Raw genomic sequence first — 17181 nt, 5'->3', positions numbered from 1 at the left:
AGAGCATGGAGACGATCATAGTATATCTGGATAATATGTTTGCGGGTCTGCCAAAGAGTCAGGAACTGGAACATCTGAAGCAAGAGCTGCTATCCGGGATGGAGGAGAAGTACCTAGAGCTGAAGCTTGCTGGCAAGTCGGAGAATGAGGCGATTGGTATCGTCATATCGGAATTCGGCAATATTGAAGAGCTGACAGCGGAGCTTGGCATCGATCCAGTTGCGCCGGAACAGGCTATTCCGGTGCTGACGGAAGAAGAGGTTTACGCTTATGCGGCGGCCAGACGAAGCGCTGGATTATGGACGGGTATCGGCGTTTTTCTCTGCGCATGCGGAGTGGCGTTTTTGATCACTCTGGATACAATATTTGAAAATAAGGCTGTTATGAGTGATAAAGGTTCTATGCTGGGGCTGGTCGGAATGTTCGTGCTGGTCGCTATCGCGGTCGGGATGTTTATACACAGCGGAATGAAGCTTGATCGCTTTAAGAGTCTGGAGCAAGGTTTTCAGCTGCCTTACGCTCTAAAGATGGCGCTTCAACGGAGCCAAAGTCTTTATGCTTCGACTTACCGTCTTTCTCTGATTACAGGAGTCTGCCTGTGTGTGCTGTCGCCGGCTTTTATCTTCATCACTAGCTATGTCAACGATGACTATGCTCCCTATGGAGTCGCTGCTTTTCTGTTTATTGCGGCTGTAGCGGTGTTTCTGTTCATCTATTACGGGAATATCCAGGGTACTTATACGAAGTTGCTGGAGGAGCCGAATATCATTGCAGAGAAGCAGGAAGAGAACCGATTTGTTGGAGTTGTTGGGGCTGTGTTATGGCCTTTGGCGACGGCGATTTTTCTGTTCACGGGTTTTGTCTATGGGCGCTGGGACATCAATTGGGCAGTATTCCCAATTGCGGGTATCCTGTCCGGCATGTTAAGCAATGTTAATCATGTTCTGAACCGTAAAGATATCTCCTGATGGTGTTGACTACACTTGTACATTCCTGAACTAGATAGATTATATGTAAGGTATTCTACCAGTAGATTTGGCTGGAGAATACCTTTTTTTGTTGGATTTTAACAGGTGAGCTAAATGAGCTCTTTAATATTTTGACATTTAAATTTTAAGTACGGACTTGGACATATGTTGAGAGAAAGAGAATATGAATATACAACAATAATCTTGTTAAAGAGGCGACAATACATTAACTAGTTAGGAGAAATGATCGATGGAATTCGAACTGGGCAGCATTTTGAAACTAGTAAAACGTAGGCTGCTGTTCATTATTGTATTATGTATCGCTGCAGTCGGGCTCGCTGGTAGTGTTAGCTATTACGTTTTACAGCCGAAATACGAAGCGACAGCTTCTATACTTATTCAAGGGGACAGGCAGCAGAAAGCAATTAATGACATTATGGCCGGACAAAAGCTGGTCACTACTTACGGGGAGATCATTCGAAGCAGCAGGATAGCGGAAGAGGTCGTCAGAAAGCTGCAGCTAAAAATGACAGCAGAAGAGTTACTCAAAAATGTTAAGACAAGAACCAATAGCGAGTCACTCGTAACAACGGTAATTGTGACTGATTCAAAAGCTCAACGGGCAACAGATATCGCGAATGGCTTCGGAGAGGCCTTTAATGCGAATATTCAATCGATTATGGGAGTGGAGAATGTTGTATTTCTCGACCGTGCCAAGGTTCCTTCTGATCCTGTCTCACCTAAGCCCGTCTTCAATATGGCTGTTGCCTTCGGATTGGCGCTGATTACCGGGATTGCAATCTCTATCCTCCGGGAATTGATGGAGAAACCCGTGAGAAGTGCCAAAGATATTCAGCTTGATTTGCAGCTTCCGCTTCTGGGAACCGTGGGCAAATTAAAGCCACGCAAACGGCGGAATAAAGCGAAAACCAAATCAGCAGAAGGAGCCACCAGTTATGAAGAAGAAAACGCCAAAATTATATTGCCTGGAACAACCGAAGTCATCTAGCGGAGATCAATTCCGAAGCATACGCTCCAATATTCGTTATACCCGCGTTGGTGGAGAGATCCGCTCTTTATTAGTCACAAGCTCGCTTCCGGATGAAGGAAAATCAACGGTAGCCATAAACCTGGCGATTGCCATGGCGGAAGCTGGTAAGACAGTTCTACTCATTGATGGGGATCTACGTACGCCAACGGTGCATAAGGCATTTGATCTGCCTAATTGGATCGGGCTTAGCAGTATCTTAGTGGATCATACCCGCTTAGAGGATTGCATTATTTCTATTGAGGAAGCAGAAGGTTTGTCTGTATTGACCTCTGGTCCGATTTCACCAAATCCCGCTGAATTACTAGGCTCTGAAGGAATGAAGCGATTGTTTGCAGAGCTGAGCGTGCGTTTTGATACGATTGTTATCGACTCATCCTCTGTATTAATGCCATTTTCGGATGCCCTTATTTTGGCAACGATGACTGAGGGGGTATTGCTAGTTGTGAAATCCGGAAAAGTGCTCTTAAAGCACACGAGTTCTGCCAAGCACTTGCTAGAGCAGCAGGGAGCACATTTGCTGGGAGCCGTATTGAATTATCGGAAAAAGAGCAGGCGTTCCAAGATTCGTGGTGAAGATTTTGCCGAGTGGGCCTCTTCTTCTGGAATGGTCTGACGTCTATGTCATTTGCTTCTCTTCGTTATTTGCTCGGGAATATCACTTACGCTGGTGCTCAGTTTGTGATTGTGATCCTGCTGAATAAATTCGGGTCATCGGCAATCGTGGGGCAATATTCGCTAGGGCTTGCAGTTACTGCTCCGATCTTTATGCTGTCGCATCTACATCTTCGTTCCGTATTAATCGTTGATTCATCGGGGAAATACAGTTTTGGAGACTTTCTGGGCTTACGGCTGATAACAACCGCCCTTGCGTTTACGATTACCGCAGGTTTTTGCATAATAAGTGGTTTGGATTGGAATACAGTATTGGTTATTTTCTTCATCGGTCTGTATAGAATCGTTGAATCAATCAGTGATATTTTATTAGGCATCGTTCAAAAGGAGGAGAGATTAGATCAAATCTCAATCTCCAGAATGGCAAAAGGGTTATTCTCCATTCTAATCTTCATCCTCGTATTTATCCCTACACAGAGCCTTGTTCTTGCCTTGTTAGTCATGATAATCGGATGGTTAGCGATAACGATTGGATATGATGCTCGTAAAGCGAGAATATACACTTCTCTCAGGCCACTCTTCAACAAAAGAAGCCTATGGAGTTTACTGATCGTCAGTTCACCGCTAGGCCTGGTATTGGCGTTGATGTCGTTAAATACGAATATCCCATTATATGCGATTTCCTATTTTAAAGGGGAGCATGACTTAGGTATTTATGCTTCACTCTCATATATGATTGTTGCCTGCAATGTTGTCGTCACCGCACTTGGTGAAGCCATAACACCACGTCTTGCCAGGTGGCACGCAGGCGGGAGACACAAGGAGTTTGTCACTTTACTCAGCCGAATGATAGCGATGGGTTTGGGTTTTAGTGCGGTCGCTTGTTTGATAGGGTGGTTGTTTGGACACAAGCTGTTAACCGTATTATTCAGTTCAGACGTGGCAGGAGAGTTAGGGTTGTTTCATTGGCTGCTGGCGTCCACCATGCTGGTATTTATTTCATCCTACCTGTGGTACGCCATAACGGCTACCGGAAGGTACAAAGCCCAGATTCCATTGTTTTTGTGCACAGCATTCACTAATGGCTTGTGTTGTCTGATCTTCGTACCTCATTACGGGGTAGTAGGTGCTGCGATGGGAGCTAGTTCGTCGTTATTTGTACAGATGATTGGCAGTGTAGTTGTGCTGTATCGTGTCATCGGAAAGGCAAGAAATCGGGAACAGTCGGAAGCGGCAGCATAAGTTCTTGTTTTATAGGAAAGTAGGAAAGTAGGGACTTGTATGACATCTGTATCTGTTGTAGGGAAGCCCTACACCATGCACAATTTATTTCTGTTTGCGGTCATGGGGTACATCATATGCCTTCCGGCGCAGATTGATTTTGGGGGAGCCTTCCGTATCGCCCCGTCGGATCTCTTCTTAATGTTAGGTTTATTTGCCGCTGGATTCCATCTCAAATTGGACCGGAGGATATTCAGTTCATGGCATTGGGGCATGCTGTTCATTTTTGTTTTAGCTTCCTTTGTATCCATTTGGCGCAACGGCTTCATTACTCAATACGCCCTGCTGCAAAAAGATATTGGATTTATTCTCCTTTTGTTGACCTACATCATGCTTGTGCAAGCAGCAGATAGCTGGGAACGGTTATATAAAATGCTCCGATTTTTCCTGATCAGTGTGCTGCTCTTAAATGGTGTTGCCCTATTCGCTTTTTTCAGCGGAGTAAAGGTTCCGTTCATGGTGCAAGACGGGCGGTTGTCCGGCATGTTAATTGATCCCAATGCATACGGGGGATTGCTGGTGACGGCTTTTGCCATTCATATCATGACGAGTGGGGAGAAGATAAAGCTGCTGCGGGGATGGGTCAGCATACTAGCGACAATAAGCTTAGCCGGGGGCATTATGATGACTTTCTCGCGCTCGTCTTGGATTGGTCTGTTCCTAGTATTACTTACACTTTTGATTACCAAACCGTCCAGACTGATCAAGATCGGTATGGGGTTTGGGGTGGCTTTTATAGCTCTGCTGCTGTATAAAGGCACCGCTTATCTAAATGTGCTGGAGTCTATGTCCAGCAGACCTTCCCAGATCCAGTCGCGTCTTGACATCATTGACAAAGCGGTGGATTGGATCGCACAAAGTCCGTTATTAGGCATTGGGCTTGGTTCCTATAATTACGAACTGCGCATTATTATCCACAACACCCCTATATGGTTTTTGACTGAATTCGGCTTATTGGGCTTGATTGTATATGGCGGATTTATGATTTGGTTCTTCATTGTGGGTATCCGTTCTTATCGTGCAGCAGATCCGATTCATAGACCGATTATTATGGCATTGCTGCTGTCCCATGCGGCGATGATTGGGTTATCGATGGGCATTGAGGCGTTATTCCAGCGGTATTGGTGGTTCATGATGGCGATGAACGGAGCTTGCATCCGGTTAACAGACAAAAACCTGAAAGGAGAGATGCCCTATCGAACCCAACACGTTGAAAGGTCAGCTGGGCGCAAGCTTCGACAACGAGCAGAGCAACCTCAATAAAAGCTCAAGTAAGGACATCGGGAGTATCCCAGCTGAGGGCGGCTTACAAGCAAAGGTTGCTTTTGTAGCCTCCATATATGGGCATTTCGAGAGTTTTCATTTACCTTACATGGCGTTATTGCAGCAAAAAGGGTGTGAAGTCCATGCTTACGCTCAGCCGGGCGAAGCCAGACAGCGCTTGGAACAGCGGGGAATTGTATGTCACGACGTACCTATACAACGAAGTCCTTTACAGTTGAAGAATTGGACGGCTCTGCGGATCTTAACTAAAAGCTTCCAAGCGGAAAAATTTCAGTTCGTCCATGTACATACACCAGTGGCTTCGATTCTCGGACGGATTGCAGCCCATAGAACAGGTGTCCCCAGCCTATTGTATACAGCTCATGGTTTTCATTTTTTTAAAGGTGCTCCTCTTCTGAACTGGATGCTTTATTATCCGTTGGAGTATTTGATGGCCCGTTGGACGGATGTGCTGATCACTATCAATAGTGAAGATTATGAGCGCGCTCAAAAATTCCCTGTCCGAAAAAAAGTAACTTATGTGAGTGGAGTCGGGCTTGATCTTCAGGTATACGGTAGCGGTGAGAGGGATAATGAAGTTGCAAAAATGAAGGGGGAAAGTCGTCGCCAGCTATTTGATTTACCTAAGAGATACAATGATAATCCTTCATTCGTTGTTCTCTGCGTCGCTGAGTTAAATGCTAACAAGAACCAAAAACAGTTGATCCAAGCACTACATCATTTGGGTGATCAAGCAAGCGATATTCATCTAGCATTCGCAGGTACAGGTCCTTTCGAGCAAACTCTTGTAGAACTTGCTACTCGGTTAGGGGTTAGGGATCAGGTGCATTTTCTGGGGTTTCGAAGAGATATACCGGATTTGCTACAAGCGTGTGATGTTGCGGCACTCGTGTCCTATCGCGAGGGGTTACCCCGGGCGATTATGGAGGCGATGGCAGCAGGTAAACCCGTGATCGGCACACATATTCGGGGCATTCGCGATTTGATTGAGCATGAGTCAACGGGCATGTTGGTTCCAGTAGATGATATTGCTGCTACGGCAAAAGCACTGGTTCAACTGCGAGCGGACGCAGCTTTGACCGCAGCAATGGGGAAAGCGAATAAGGACAGGATTATTCGCTATGGATTGCCTGCGGTGCTTTGTGAAATGGACTCGATTTATATAGAAGCGCTGAATGAACCAGGGATAAAGCCATTTCCGTCTGAATTACAACCGGGTCTGACAGCAGATAGATAATTCATTCTCGCATATAAGACAACATACGAATAAACGAATAATTAGTTAATTAGGGAGAAAGAAGTGATGAAAATGCGGATCGTACGTTTAGTCATGTTGGATGCGGGAATTATAGCGGCTTCAGTGTGGCTTGTGTTTTTACTTCGGTTTGATTTTCAAATCCCTGAGCAGTACATGTGGATGCTTCCGTGGGCGATACTCATTCACATTATGGTGTACGCAGCGTTCTCATTTGGATTCAAGGTGTATAACAATATCTGGCGATACACCGGTATAGGTGAGTTATTGCAGCTGCTAAAAGTGAGTGCTTTAACACTCTGTGGAGTGGTCGCTGTCAATGTATCTACGCATGTATTCGTCCCTTCTTATCGATTGCCGATTTCGATTTATTTTGCAGCGGGATACGTATTTCTCGGCATTGCCGGCTTACGTTTAGTAAACCGTCTCATCAACGATAGATTTGAAACAGCGGGGGCAAAGGGTTCATCCGAAGGCAATCTGCTAATCGTAGGGGCAGGGAAAGCAGGCATCCTCGTTACGAAAGATATCAAGCATTCAAGATTTAAATTCATGAACCCAGTCGCCTTCATAGATGATGATATCTCAAAGCGCAAGCTGGAGCTTATGGGGTTGCCGATTGTCGGTAACCGTAACTTCATTCCCCAGGCAGTCGAGCAGCTGGATATTTCGTTCATTATCATCGCTTTGCCTACGGCTCCACAAAAGGAATTACTGGAGATCATCGAAATCTGCAAATCTACCAAAGCTCAGATCAAGTTAATGCCCAGTATGACCGATATTTTGGACGGGAAAATGGCCATTAACATGATCCGTGAAGTATCCGTAAATGATTTGCTGGGGAGAAGCCCAATAGAAATTAATACGGAAGAGATTCGTGAGAATTTGGGAAGCGAGTGTATTCTCATCACCGGTGCAGGCGGTTCAATTGGTTCGGAGTTATGCCGGCAATTGGCTGCGTACCGTCCGAAGGAAATGCTGCTTTTGGGGCATGGAGAAAATAGCATTTATCTTATTGAACAAGAATTGCGGCAGTTATATCCCGATCAGATCATTCATCCCATTATAGCGGACATTCAGGATGTATCGCGGATTGATAACGTTTTTCAAAAATTCCGCCCCTCCATTGTGTATCATGCCGCTGCTCACAAGCATGTTCCTCTTATGGAGATGAATCCAGTAGAGGCAGTTAAAAATAATGTGATCGGCACAAGGAATGTAGCGGAAGCGAGTGCTAAATATGGCGCTAAACGGTTCATCCTCATCTCATCGGATAAGGCGGTTAATCCTACCAGTGTTATGGGTGCCACGAAACGAGCCGCGGAAATGATCATTAATGATCAGAATTCCTTAAGCAAGACGGTTTTTGCTGCTGTACGTTTTGGTAATGTGCTGGGCAGTAGGGGAAGTGTCATTCCGTTATTCAAAAGACAAATCGAAAACGGCGGCCCGGTGACGGTTACACATATGGATATGGTGCGTTACTTCATGACGATACCCGAAGCGGTACAGTTGGTTATTCAAGCAAGTGTGCTGGCACAAGGGGGAGAAGTGTTTGTGCTGGATATGGGTAAGCCAGTTCGTATATACGATCTAGCGAGGGATTTAATCCGCTTGTCGGGTCTCGAGCCTGACAAAGATATTCCCATTGTGGTCACTGGCATTCGTCCTGGAGAAAAATTGTTTGAGGAGCTTTTGACTGAAGAAGAAGGGTTATTGGTCACTAACAACTACCGTATTATGATTAGCCGCCCGCAAAGTGTCTCCAGATCTGAACTGAATTTGGTGTTGGGGGTTCTGGAGAACTTGTGCAAACGGTATGAACTGATGCCAAGCAGTCATCAGATCAAAAAACTGCTAAAGCAGCTAATTCCAAGCTATTCGGGTTTTCAGGAAGAAACGCAGGTGGGCACACATGATCTTGAACGCATTAAATCCGAAGTTCATGCGGGAATCTGACCTATGAAGTCGACTAAGTATTCATGGATGACAAGATTATGGGGCAAGCGCGACAAGCCAATTACAGGTAAACGTTCACGCATGCGGCGGGTGGGACGATACAGCCTGATTGTTATTCTTGTTGTGGTTGTAGTTGGGGGGATCTGGATTGGAGGGATATTGAATCCAGAGCATCGTTTTAACAAGGCGATTCTTAACCCCTTGACGATCCCTAGCTCTAATGTGGTTACGGACAATGAAGAGATGGTACAGTCGCTCAGCACACCAGCCCCACAAGCGCAAACGGATGAGCTTATCCTAACAACGCCTACACAAACTCCAGCTGCGGCGATATCCCCAGCAGACAAGAAAAGCTCATCCTTTAATGTAGTGCTAATTGGAACAGACACTTGGGGCGGAGAAAGCTCGCGGGCAGATACGATCATGGTTGCCCATGTGATGCCGGATCAACGGAAGGTGAATATCGTATCTGTGCCGCGGGACACGCGGGTTTATGTGCAGAATGTCGGTTATACCAAGATCAATCATGCACATATCGTTGGTGAGACAAAGGGTGGGAATCAGCAGGGTACGCTGACACTGATTCAAGCCGTTAGTGATTTTATGAATATTCCTATTCATTACTACATCAAGACGAACTTCTCCGGTGTTCGTGATTTCATCGATTCGATTGGCGGGATCGATATGCTAATTGATCAGGATGTGACCATCACTCCGGAGATCACCATCAAGAAAGGTGAGCAGCATCTGGATGGTGCCCACACGCTTTATTTAGCAAGGGAGCGCTACTCGACTCCGGAGGGTGACTTTAGCCGCCAACGGGAGCAATTCAATATCGTTCGGGCTGTAGCCAAAAAGCTATTAAGTCCGGAGCATATTCCTGATCTAGCTGGACTGCTACTGCGTGAAAAGAAAGACATTATTGATACGAGTTTTAGTGACAGTGATTTGATCAGCTTAGCTTGGCTATTCAAGGGAATGGATTCCGCGGATTTTGCTTACGAACAGATTCCTGGCCATAACAGCTCTGCTCTAGATCCGCTCGTCCGAACTAAAGTGTATTACTGGAGTGCTAATTCGGAAGAGGTAAAGTCACTCACAGAACGTCTTTTTACGGAATAAGAGAAAGGCGGGGGGATGACTACCATGTATCGCCATATGAAGCGGGGCTTCGATTTGGTGGGAGCGATCTTTATGTTAGGTGTGTTTAGTCCGGTCATGGCTGTAGTGGCGTTGCTGATTCGGATAAAGTTGGGAAGTCCTATTTTGTTCAAGCAGCAGCGGCCGGGAATGGGAGAAAGACCCTTCTACATCTACAAGTTCCGAACCATGGCTGAAATGTATGATGCGCAGGGCCAGCCGTTATCGGATGCTCGGCGTTATATCAAATTCGGCGGATTGATTCGAAAGCTGAGTCTGGATGAGCTGCCGCAATTAGTGAATGTTGTGAAGGGAGAAATGAGTCTGATCGGACCAAGACCTTTGCTCATCCGTTATAGCCCGCATTACTCTGAACGGGAGCGGCTGCGATTCACTGTAAGACCCGGAATCACGGGATTGGCGCAGGTATCTGGACGTAATACTTCGGAATGGAAACAGCGGCTTTCCTATGACGTTACCTATGTTGAGAAGCTGAGCTTTAGATTAGATGCGTTGATCTTATGCAAAACTGTGCTGAAGGTGATCCGCCAAGATGACGTTGTGGCCAATCCGGGTGAGCATAGTCTGCCACTCGATGAGTACAGAATGAACCAAAAGGAGGGGTCGGCATGAATTTGCGGTTTAGTCCGCTTCAGGAAGATGATATTCACCTTGCATGCCGGCTCTTACAGAGCAACTTGCCAGAGTCGGTCTACAATCAAACCATATTCGCCTGTGGCGGTTATCCCGAATATTTGAAAGCAGCATGTAAATGCGGAAGCCATTCAGCAACACTGCTGATTGGTGCCTATTCTGAAGATCTTCTTATTGGATTCGCTGAATGGAGAAGAATGGAGCAGATGCTGGTTCTGAATAACTTGAATGTGGACGCAGCTTATCGAAAAGACGGCATCGGCGGCAAGCTTATGGCCTACGGGGAGACGTTAGCCCAAAAGGATGGCATTTCGAAGCTGGCACTTGATGTATTTTCGTGGAATGAGCAAGCTCATGCTTGGTATTTGCGGCTTGGTTTTGCAGAGGAAGGCCGGACTTACTGGTATGTAAGAGATTTGGCTCCAGCGATTGATAGGGATAGAGAAGCATTGGCGTACATCATAGATGATTACCCGATGGCAGAAGCACATCATCAAAAGTATGGATTCTCTTCTCTTAAGATTAGAACGAAGGAAGAGACTTCAGTAGTGGGCCGGTTAGGTGAACAGTATTATCGTATCCAGCTGCAAAGTGGAGGGTGGAGTGGCTGCAATCTTTTGACAGACGTATTAATGGATTTAGACCGGGAGAAAAGGCTGCTGTTGCTTTCTTCAGATGCTTATTTGCGTGAGCGAGACCCCGAGCTAATCTTAAGCACTGAAAGTATACGTATGATCAAAATATTGGAGAATCAAGAGGTGTTGTATGAGTAACTTTATCGTGCTAGGCAGCTCTAGTTCAGAGGAATGGGATGCCTATTTGAACCAGTTAGAGACGAAGGATATCTATTTCTCCTCAGCGTTTTTTCGGCTGTTTGAGGACGGAGAGCACCAGCAGGCAGAGCTGTTTGTATTCAAGCAGGGAGACCAGCTCATCATTTATCCTTACTTGCTTCGTTCCATAAGCCATCTTCCTGCTGTAATCCAACTGGGGCTTGAAGGTGATTGGTACGACATTAGTACACCTTATGGATACGGGGGACCGATATCGAATCTCCCTCCAGGAGCCGAACGAAGTGAGCTGTACCGGCAATTCAGTGAAACGTTCACGGATTACTGTAGAGAGAAAAAGATCATGACTGAGTTTGTGAGATTTCATCCCTTAATAGGCAACGCTACGGAATATCAAAGCGGGCTTACTACCGAGTGGAATAGAAATACAATTTATATTGATTTGACTGTGGGTTCGGAGGCAGAGCTTATCCGGAATTATGGCAGCAATCATAAACGGAATATTCACAAAATAAAGTCTGCGCCCTTTACAATTCGGAATTCCAATCTGAAAGATCGTATTGAGTCCTTCAGTGAATTGTATTACGGAACACTAAATGATTTACAGGCGGATTCTTTTTATTATTTCCCCAAAAAATTTATAGAAGATACTAGTTATCTACTTGAGGGGAGAGTAGAGCTATTCGAAGCTATGGTTGGGGAGAAAACGGTGGCAACCAGCATCGTGTTACATGAACGACCGTGGATGCATTATCACCTATGTGGTTGGGATCGCGCCTATCTGCAGTGGTCACCTACCAAATTGCTAATTCACGCAGCAGCCAAGTGGGGGATGGAAAATGGCTTTGAACGTTTTCATCTTGGCGGGGGATATAAGGGGAATGACGACTTATTTCAATTCAAGCATAGATTCGCGACACAACTGGAACCCCTTGACTATTACTTAGGTAAACGAATTTTTTTTCCAGAGTTGTATGAGCGGATCATATCCTTTTGTGACACTAGAGTATCAGGAAGTTACTTTCCGCTCTATCGGCATCCAGATCTCGATATGATATGTATTCCATCTGGAGAAATCGGTCCAAATGGAGAAAGGAGCTTCGCATGAGCATTCGTCAAACAAGCATTCTGCCACGAATCTTGTTATCCCCGCCGCATATTAGTGGACGTGAGCAGGTCTACATGGAGGAGGCGATACACTCTGGTTGGATTGCTCCTATTGGTCCGCAAGTCGATGCGTTCGAGCGGGAGATGGCCGCCTACACAGGATCAAAGGGTGCACTAGCGTTAAGCTCTGGCACGGCGGCGATTCATCTCGCACTTCGTCTAGCCGGTGTCACACAAGGAGATTACGTGATCTGTTCAACGCTCACGTTCGTTGCTAGCGCCAATCCTATTTTATATTTGGGGGCCACCCCCGTATTTGTCGATTCAGAGCCTGAGACCTGGAACATGTGTCCGCTGGCTTTTCAGCGGGCCTGCCAAGATTTGAATGACAAAGGACTGCTGCCAAAAGCGGCTGTTGTCGTCAATTTATACGGACAAAGCGCAGATATGGAGCCCATTGTAGAAATAGCTGACCGATATGGAATTACCTTGATTGAAGATGCTGCCGAATCATTAGGTGCTTTCTATCAAGGCAAGGCCAGCGGAACCTGGGGCCAATTCGGAATCTATTCTTTCAACGGAAATAAGATTATTACAACCTCAGGTGGGGGCATGCTCGTATCCGACGATACCGAAGCCCTAGAGCAAGCGCGCTTCTGGTCTACGCAAGCCCGAGACACTGCCCCTCATTATCAACATTCCGAAATGGGATACAACTATCGGTTAAGCAACCTGTTGGCAGCTATAGGACGCGGTCAATTAGAACTGCTTGAAGAGCGGGTTGAACGGCGCAGATCTATTGGCCGGCGATATAGGGAACGTTTAGGTTCCATACCGGGTCTTCATTTTATGCCGGAAGCACGCAATTGTCGCAGCACGCACTGGTTGAGTGCGCTGACCATCGATGAAGAAGTGGCGGGGTTCTCTTCACGACAACTTCTGTCATGTCTGGAACAGCACAATATCGAAGCTAGGCCTGTATGGAAACCGCTGCATTTACAACCCTTGTTCGAGAGCAATTACTACTATCCTTACAGTGAGGAATACAGTGTATCAGATAACTTATTTTCAACAGGTGTCTGCCTGCCTTCTGGAAGCTCTTTATCGGATGAGGATTTGGAACGTGTCATTTATGCGATAGAGACATGTAACCAATACCGTTGATTCATCTTATTTAGCCTTCCATCCGCTGGCAGCTGATCCGCTTTCCTTCACATACAAAGTGGCTTGTGCCGTGCCATCCGTTCGCATGGCCAGACTGCCAACTGGGGCGGTTACGACTCCCTCGGGCGAACCCTCCACTATGAACACCGCGGGCAACACTGCCCCGCCAGTGAGGCGAATGGCCCGTTTGAAGTTACCGTAGGTCGAGAACCATTCAGGAAGCGAATAAGGATTATACAAGGTACCTAGTGATGTGCCTTGCATACCGATTAGTGTTTCGAATTCTAGAATTCGCTTTACTTTCACTGCTCGGGTATCGAACACAGCTACATTATTGAGGCGCAGAGACGGTTTAGCTGCACCGTAAGAAGAGACTAGCACTACCTGATTGGTTCCGCTATTGCGGACGATCATATTGTCGACAGTAGCCATGACGTCAGACTCCGTTGTGAATAAATGCAAAGTACTGCCCGTTAAGTCCTGTGCATCCATCGTCCCCACATAAAGATCTCCTCCGTCGATTCGGACACCACTTGCTAAGGTGGAACCCGAGCCGTACATTCCTAACGAACCGATATGCAACCTTGGTTTACCTCCGGCAGCATTAAACGCTGCATAGATCGCAGGGCCTCCGATGCCATCGAACTTGGCGCTAGCGATATCAATAAATTGTGAATAGATCGTCTGTAGACCGAAGTTAGCTTTATGATCGGTGGAGCGGATAGCCAAATGATTGATTTTCAGCGTCAGTCCATAGGACAGTAAGGCTGGACTTACCGATCCGCTTACACGCATATCTAGTGAACCGATGTCGAGTGTCCAGAGTCTAGCGATAGCATCTGTAAGCCCTGCTGATAGATCGTTACCGAAACCAATGGTAGTCAAGGAGTCGAATCGCTGATAAAAGCTGCGCGTTCCTTTAAAGACGTCGGGTTCAAGATCGAGAGAGTTAGCGCCAGTAAAACCCGGTGCGCCACCGCGGCTATTATTCAGGACTGCTCTGTTGACATGAAGCTGGTCTACAAAATGGACCACAAAGTTCTTTCGTCCAGCAGTCTCACAGCGTGCATATCCGATGTGCACATTAACGGAGGGGATTTCTTCTGTCCCCCCAACGAAGATATTATCCCCATAGCAATCGTGAGAGTACACTGACTCTATCGTTATATTTTGCGAAGAAGAAATGAACAAGCCGTGAAGCTGATCGTTGACGGCTGTTTTAACAGTCGATGCACTTCCATCAATTTCAAGGGTGCCTGCGATTGTGATATTTGAGGCATTTAAGATGACTAGAACCCTAGTGTCTGAGGGTGGATTCGGGGCAAGCACAAGTTTGGAGCCGGCTTCAAAACTTAAATTAGTTTTGGCTGGAATTCGAAGACACCACCAGTCGAGGACGGAGGGGTTACGCATGTGCCCCGAAGATACCTTGTATACACCAGGAGGAAAGATTACTACTTTGTTTTTGGCGTTTCCCGCATTGATAGCATTTTGAATCGCTACTGTATCGTCCTTGATACCGTTTCCTACAGCGCCGTACGATCGGACGTTCACATAACCGTTTGTCTCAGGGTCTAATTTAATAGATGTGACCGCACCATCAGAAAGGATGGACGTAGTCACCGAGCTGTCTGGAATAGGGGCAGAAGCCATATACTTCACTCCTTTATACTTTGATTTTGTATTTTATGTGAATTTTTCGGGGAATGCACGGTACAAAGATCACTCTTAGAGGGCGAAAGGAGTTTTTTATTTTGAAGGTATTGGTAACTGGGGGGTTAGGCTTTATTGGGTCCCATGTGGTTGATCGGCTAATAAAAAAGGGCATAGAAACTGTGATTGTAGATAATGTATCCGGAGCCTCCGGTCTGACTTATATGAATCCTGCTGCGGTTTTGTATAAGTACGATATTCGGGATGAGACTTTGCATGAGGTTTTTAGCCTTGAAAAGCCAAATGCAGTCATTCATCTGGCTGCACAGATCGACGTCAGAGAATCACAGCGGAACCCGTTATTTGATGCGAATGTGAATATTGTTGGCACGCTGAATGTACTGCGCATGTGCGAGATCCATCAGGTTCAAAAGCTAGTTTATGCCTCGTCGGCAGCGGTTTATGGGAACCCGGAATATTTGAGCATTGATGAGCAGCATCCCATTAATCCCGAGTCCTGCTATGGTGTATCCAAAAGTGTACCAGAGTCATATATTCGGATGTTTGCCAGCTTACATGGGCTTAAATATACGATTTTGCGTCTCGCTAATGTATATGGGCCAAGGCAAAGTTCGCATGGAGAAGCTGGCGTTGTTTCCGTTTTTCTGGATCGTATAAAGCAAGGGAAGGATCTCGTTATCTATGGGGACGGTGAGCAGACAAGAGATTTCGTCTATGTGGAGGATGTGGCGCAGGCGTTCGTTGATGCGGTTCAGACCGACGGCAGAGTGAATAATGAGACGATGAATATTAGCTGTGGAATACCAACCTCGATAAATACGATGGTTCGGATGTTAGGGGACATCACAGGTCGGGATTTCCTGACAACCTATGCGGAGCCTCGTCCGGGGGATATTCTCCATAGCTATTTAAATAATCAAAAAGCTCAGGAATTATTGTCTTGGTTCCCTAACCATAACTTTCATACCGGGCTCGAAAAAACAATTACTGTCCGCTTAAGTGTAGGAAGTGCAGTAGATCATTAAAAGCACCCATTGAAAGGGGCACTCCGCATGGAACGCAAAATGAACTCGGAAATGTTCGTTCTTCGTAGTGTAGCCTGCTTAAGTATAGCCCTGCTGCATGCTCTTTATCGGGTTTATGACGATGGAAATACACCCTGGGTAGAGTCGGTGGGTTTACTGCTAACGTTTGGCACACCTGTATTCGTATTTATCTCTCAATTCGTGTTGTCATTTGCCTATCCCAATGAAATTCCAGCGAGATTTTGGGAGAAAAGAATCAAGTATATTTTATTGCCTTACTTTTTTTTCGGGACCTTGTATGCAGGACTAAAAGGATTGGAGCTGTCGAGTAGTGACGGCATTCCTTTGCTGCAGGCTTTTTGGTATTACCTCTGGCGTCATTTGCTGATTGGAGATTTCCATGGCTATTTTATACTGATTATCTTTCAGTTTTATGCTTTATTCCTCTGGTTTCAAAAGTATGCGAAGCGGCTTAACCCCCGCAATGTTCTAATCGTATCGTTCCTTATTAACGTTATCTATTTGGGTTTCTTCAACTTCACTACGCCCGCAGATACGGCAGCCGCCCATTATTTCTGGGATAAAATGTACTGGATTTTCGCACCAGGTTGGATTTTTTACTTTACAGTAGCCTATTACTTGGGACGAAATGAGCTGTGGTTCCGGGAAAAATTAAAAAAGTTCCGCATAGCCGTATACACGCTCCCGGTTCTGACAGGTGCGCTTGTGCTGTTCGTGAATAGTCAAGGCTGGATAACGGCGCATAGCTCCAAAAGAATTGATATGCTTCTATTTGCCTTAAGTATGATTTTGTTGCTCTTCTCCGTGGCATCAAAAATGAAGAAAGTGCCACGTGTGCTGGAATGGAGCAGCAGATATTCTTTTGGCATATACTTGCTTCATCCTTTGCTATTAGCTATATTCGTCAAGCTTCCAGCTTCGTTTGGGTTGCAAAACCTTGGACTATTCAGTGTTCTGCTGCAATTTGTCGGTTGTGTGGTAGGCTCGGCAATTATAATGAATTTAGCGAATCGTATTCCTGGCGGAGCGTATGTATTCGGTCGGATCGGCATTGGGCTAAACCCGAGCAAACCATCGAAATCGCTGGATAAGCCGATAACTCCGAGTATTGGGAATGCAAACTAGCTTGAACTTGACTGGCCGCTAATCGTCTGTGTTTAGGTGATTAGTGGTCTTTTTTGTTTTTGTATTAATT

15 protein-coding genes are annotated in these 17181 nt (G+C 46.0%); 14 read left to right on the top strand and 1 reads right to left on the bottom strand.

The genetic code is table 11. The features are described 5' to 3' along the window. Positions 1–5: 5 nt before the first annotated feature. From NSS82_RS19645 to NSS82_RS19590, 12 genes are all read left to right on the top strand, one after another. Entirely contained in the window at positions 6–968 is a 963-nt protein-coding gene (locus NSS82_RS19645; RefSeq protein ID WP_076272694.1) for a permease prefix domain 1-containing protein, read from the top strand. A gap of 250 nt (positions 969–1218) precedes the next feature. Next, on the top strand, positions 1219–1977 hold the full coding sequence (locus NSS82_RS19640; RefSeq protein WP_076272693.1) for a YveK family protein: 759 nt from the start codon (positions 1219–1221) through the stop codon (positions 1975–1977). Beyond that, the gene (locus NSS82_RS19635) at positions 1925–2632 is read left to right on the top strand and encodes a CpsD/CapB family tyrosine-protein kinase (RefSeq protein WP_036688243.1); all 708 of its coding nucleotides are present in this window, start codon (positions 1925–1927) and stop codon (positions 2630–2632) included. Before NSS82_RS19640 ends, NSS82_RS19635 begins: the two co-directional genes overlap by 53 nt. Before the next feature lie 5 nt (positions 2633–2637). Further along, positions 2638–3873: an oligosaccharide flippase family protein gene (locus tag NSS82_RS19630; RefSeq protein ID WP_076272692.1), complete on the top strand. Its 1236-nt coding sequence runs from the start codon at positions 2638–2640 to the stop codon at positions 3871–3873. A gap of 39 nt (positions 3874–3912) precedes the next feature. Next, on the top strand, positions 3913–5175 hold the full coding sequence (locus NSS82_RS19625; RefSeq protein ID WP_081386615.1) for an O-antigen ligase family protein: 1263 nt from the start codon (positions 3913–3915) through the stop codon (positions 5173–5175). After that, positions 5123–6433: a glycosyltransferase family 4 protein gene (locus NSS82_RS19620; RefSeq protein ID WP_081386614.1), complete on the top strand. Its 1311-nt coding sequence runs from the start codon at positions 5123–5125 to the stop codon at positions 6431–6433. Before NSS82_RS19625 ends, NSS82_RS19620 begins: the two co-directional genes overlap by 53 nt. Positions 6434–6499: 66 nt before the next feature. Continuing rightward, on the top strand, positions 6500–8410 hold the full coding sequence (locus NSS82_RS19615; RefSeq protein WP_076098954.1) for a polysaccharide biosynthesis protein: 1911 nt from the start codon (positions 6500–6502) through the stop codon (positions 8408–8410). Between the two features lie 27 nt (positions 8411–8437). Next, positions 8438–9532 (top strand): LCP family protein, encoded by a 1095-nt coding sequence (locus tag NSS82_RS19610; RefSeq protein ID WP_256718522.1) that lies wholly within the window; start codon positions 8438–8440, stop codon positions 9530–9532. 36 nt (positions 9533–9568) lie between these two features. Beyond that, a complete protein-coding gene (locus tag NSS82_RS19605) occupies positions 9569–10183 on the top strand; it encodes a sugar transferase (RefSeq protein ID WP_036689052.1) in 615 nt (204 codons plus the stop codon). After that, on the top strand, positions 10180–10977 hold the full coding sequence (locus tag NSS82_RS19600) for a GNAT family N-acetyltransferase (RefSeq protein ID WP_051491570.1): 798 nt from the start codon (positions 10180–10182) through the stop codon (positions 10975–10977). The genes NSS82_RS19605 and NSS82_RS19600 overlap by 4 nt, the downstream gene beginning before the upstream one ends. Further along, complete coding sequence (locus NSS82_RS19595) at positions 10970–12103, top strand: GNAT family N-acetyltransferase (protein WP_076272689.1); 1134 nt, start codon at positions 10970–10972, stop codon at positions 12101–12103. Before NSS82_RS19600 ends, NSS82_RS19595 begins: the two co-directional genes overlap by 8 nt. Then, positions 12100–13266, top strand: coding sequence for a DegT/DnrJ/EryC1/StrS family aminotransferase (locus NSS82_RS19590; RefSeq protein WP_076272688.1), 1167 nt, complete (start codon positions 12100–12102; stop codon positions 13264–13266). Before NSS82_RS19595 ends, NSS82_RS19590 begins: the two co-directional genes overlap by 4 nt. Before the next feature lie 6 nt (positions 13267–13272). Here the strand turns inward: NSS82_RS19590 and NSS82_RS19585 are convergent, their stop codons facing one another. Further along, the gene (locus NSS82_RS19585) at positions 13273–14919 is read right to left on the bottom strand and encodes a glycosyl hydrolase family 28-related protein (RefSeq protein WP_076272687.1); all 1647 of its coding nucleotides are present in this window, start codon (positions 14917–14919) and stop codon (positions 13273–13275) included. Between the two features lie 101 nt (positions 14920–15020). On the opposite strand from NSS82_RS19585, the gene NSS82_RS19580 reads away from it, so the two are divergent. Continuing rightward, a complete protein-coding gene (locus NSS82_RS19580; protein ID WP_076133875.1) occupies positions 15021–15965 on the top strand; it encodes an NAD-dependent epimerase/dehydratase family protein in 945 nt (314 codons plus the stop codon). A gap of 27 nt (positions 15966–15992) precedes the next feature. Continuing rightward, positions 15993–17111, top strand: coding sequence for an acyltransferase family protein (locus NSS82_RS19575; protein ID WP_076200663.1), 1119 nt, complete (start codon positions 15993–15995; stop codon positions 17109–17111). Positions 17112–17181 lie beyond the last annotated feature (70 nt).

This window comes from Paenibacillus sp. FSL H7-0735, from assembly GCF_038008505.1.
Lineage (GTDB): Bacteria > Bacillota > Bacilli > Paenibacillales > Paenibacillaceae > Paenibacillus_AQ > Paenibacillus_AQ odorifer.
This window is presented reverse-complemented; position numbering and strand designations above follow the sequence as displayed.

Coding starts and splice junctions, on each gene's coding strand:
- NSS82_RS19640 (WP_076272693.1), top strand. CDS start 1,219: ATGGAATTCGAACTGGGCAGCATTTTGAAACTAGTAAAACGTAGGCTG.
- NSS82_RS19615 (WP_076098954.1), top strand. CDS start 6,500: ATGAAAATGCGGATCGTACGTTTAGTCATGTTGGATGCGGGAATTATA.
- NSS82_RS19590 (WP_076272688.1), top strand. CDS start 12,100: ATGAGCATTCGTCAAACAAGCATTCTGCCACGAATCTTGTTATCCCCG.
- NSS82_RS19625 (WP_081386615.1), top strand. CDS start 3,913: ATGACATCTGTATCTGTTGTAGGGAAGCCCTACACCATGCACAATTTA.
- NSS82_RS19605 (WP_036689052.1), top strand. CDS start 9,569: ATGAAGCGGGGCTTCGATTTGGTGGGAGCGATCTTTATGTTAGGTGTG.
- NSS82_RS19575 (WP_076200663.1), top strand. CDS start 15,993: ATGGAACGCAAAATGAACTCGGAAATGTTCGTTCTTCGTAGTGTAGCC.
- NSS82_RS19610 (WP_256718522.1), top strand. CDS start 8,438: ATGACAAGATTATGGGGCAAGCGCGACAAGCCAATTACAGGTAAACGT.
- NSS82_RS19635 (WP_036688243.1), top strand. CDS start 1,925: ATGAAGAAGAAAACGCCAAAATTATATTGCCTGGAACAACCGAAGTCA.
- NSS82_RS19595 (WP_076272689.1), top strand. CDS start 10,970: ATGAGTAACTTTATCGTGCTAGGCAGCTCTAGTTCAGAGGAATGGGAT.
- NSS82_RS19630 (WP_076272692.1), top strand. CDS start 2,638: ATGTCATTTGCTTCTCTTCGTTATTTGCTCGGGAATATCACTTACGCT.
- NSS82_RS19645 (WP_076272694.1), top strand. CDS start 6: ATGGAGACGATCATAGTATATCTGGATAATATGTTTGCGGGTCTGCCA.
- NSS82_RS19600 (WP_051491570.1), top strand. CDS start 10,180: ATGAATTTGCGGTTTAGTCCGCTTCAGGAAGATGATATTCACCTTGCA.
- NSS82_RS19585 (WP_076272687.1), bottom strand. CDS start 14,919: ATGGCTTCTGCCCCTATTCCAGACAGCTCGGTGACTACGTCCATCCTT.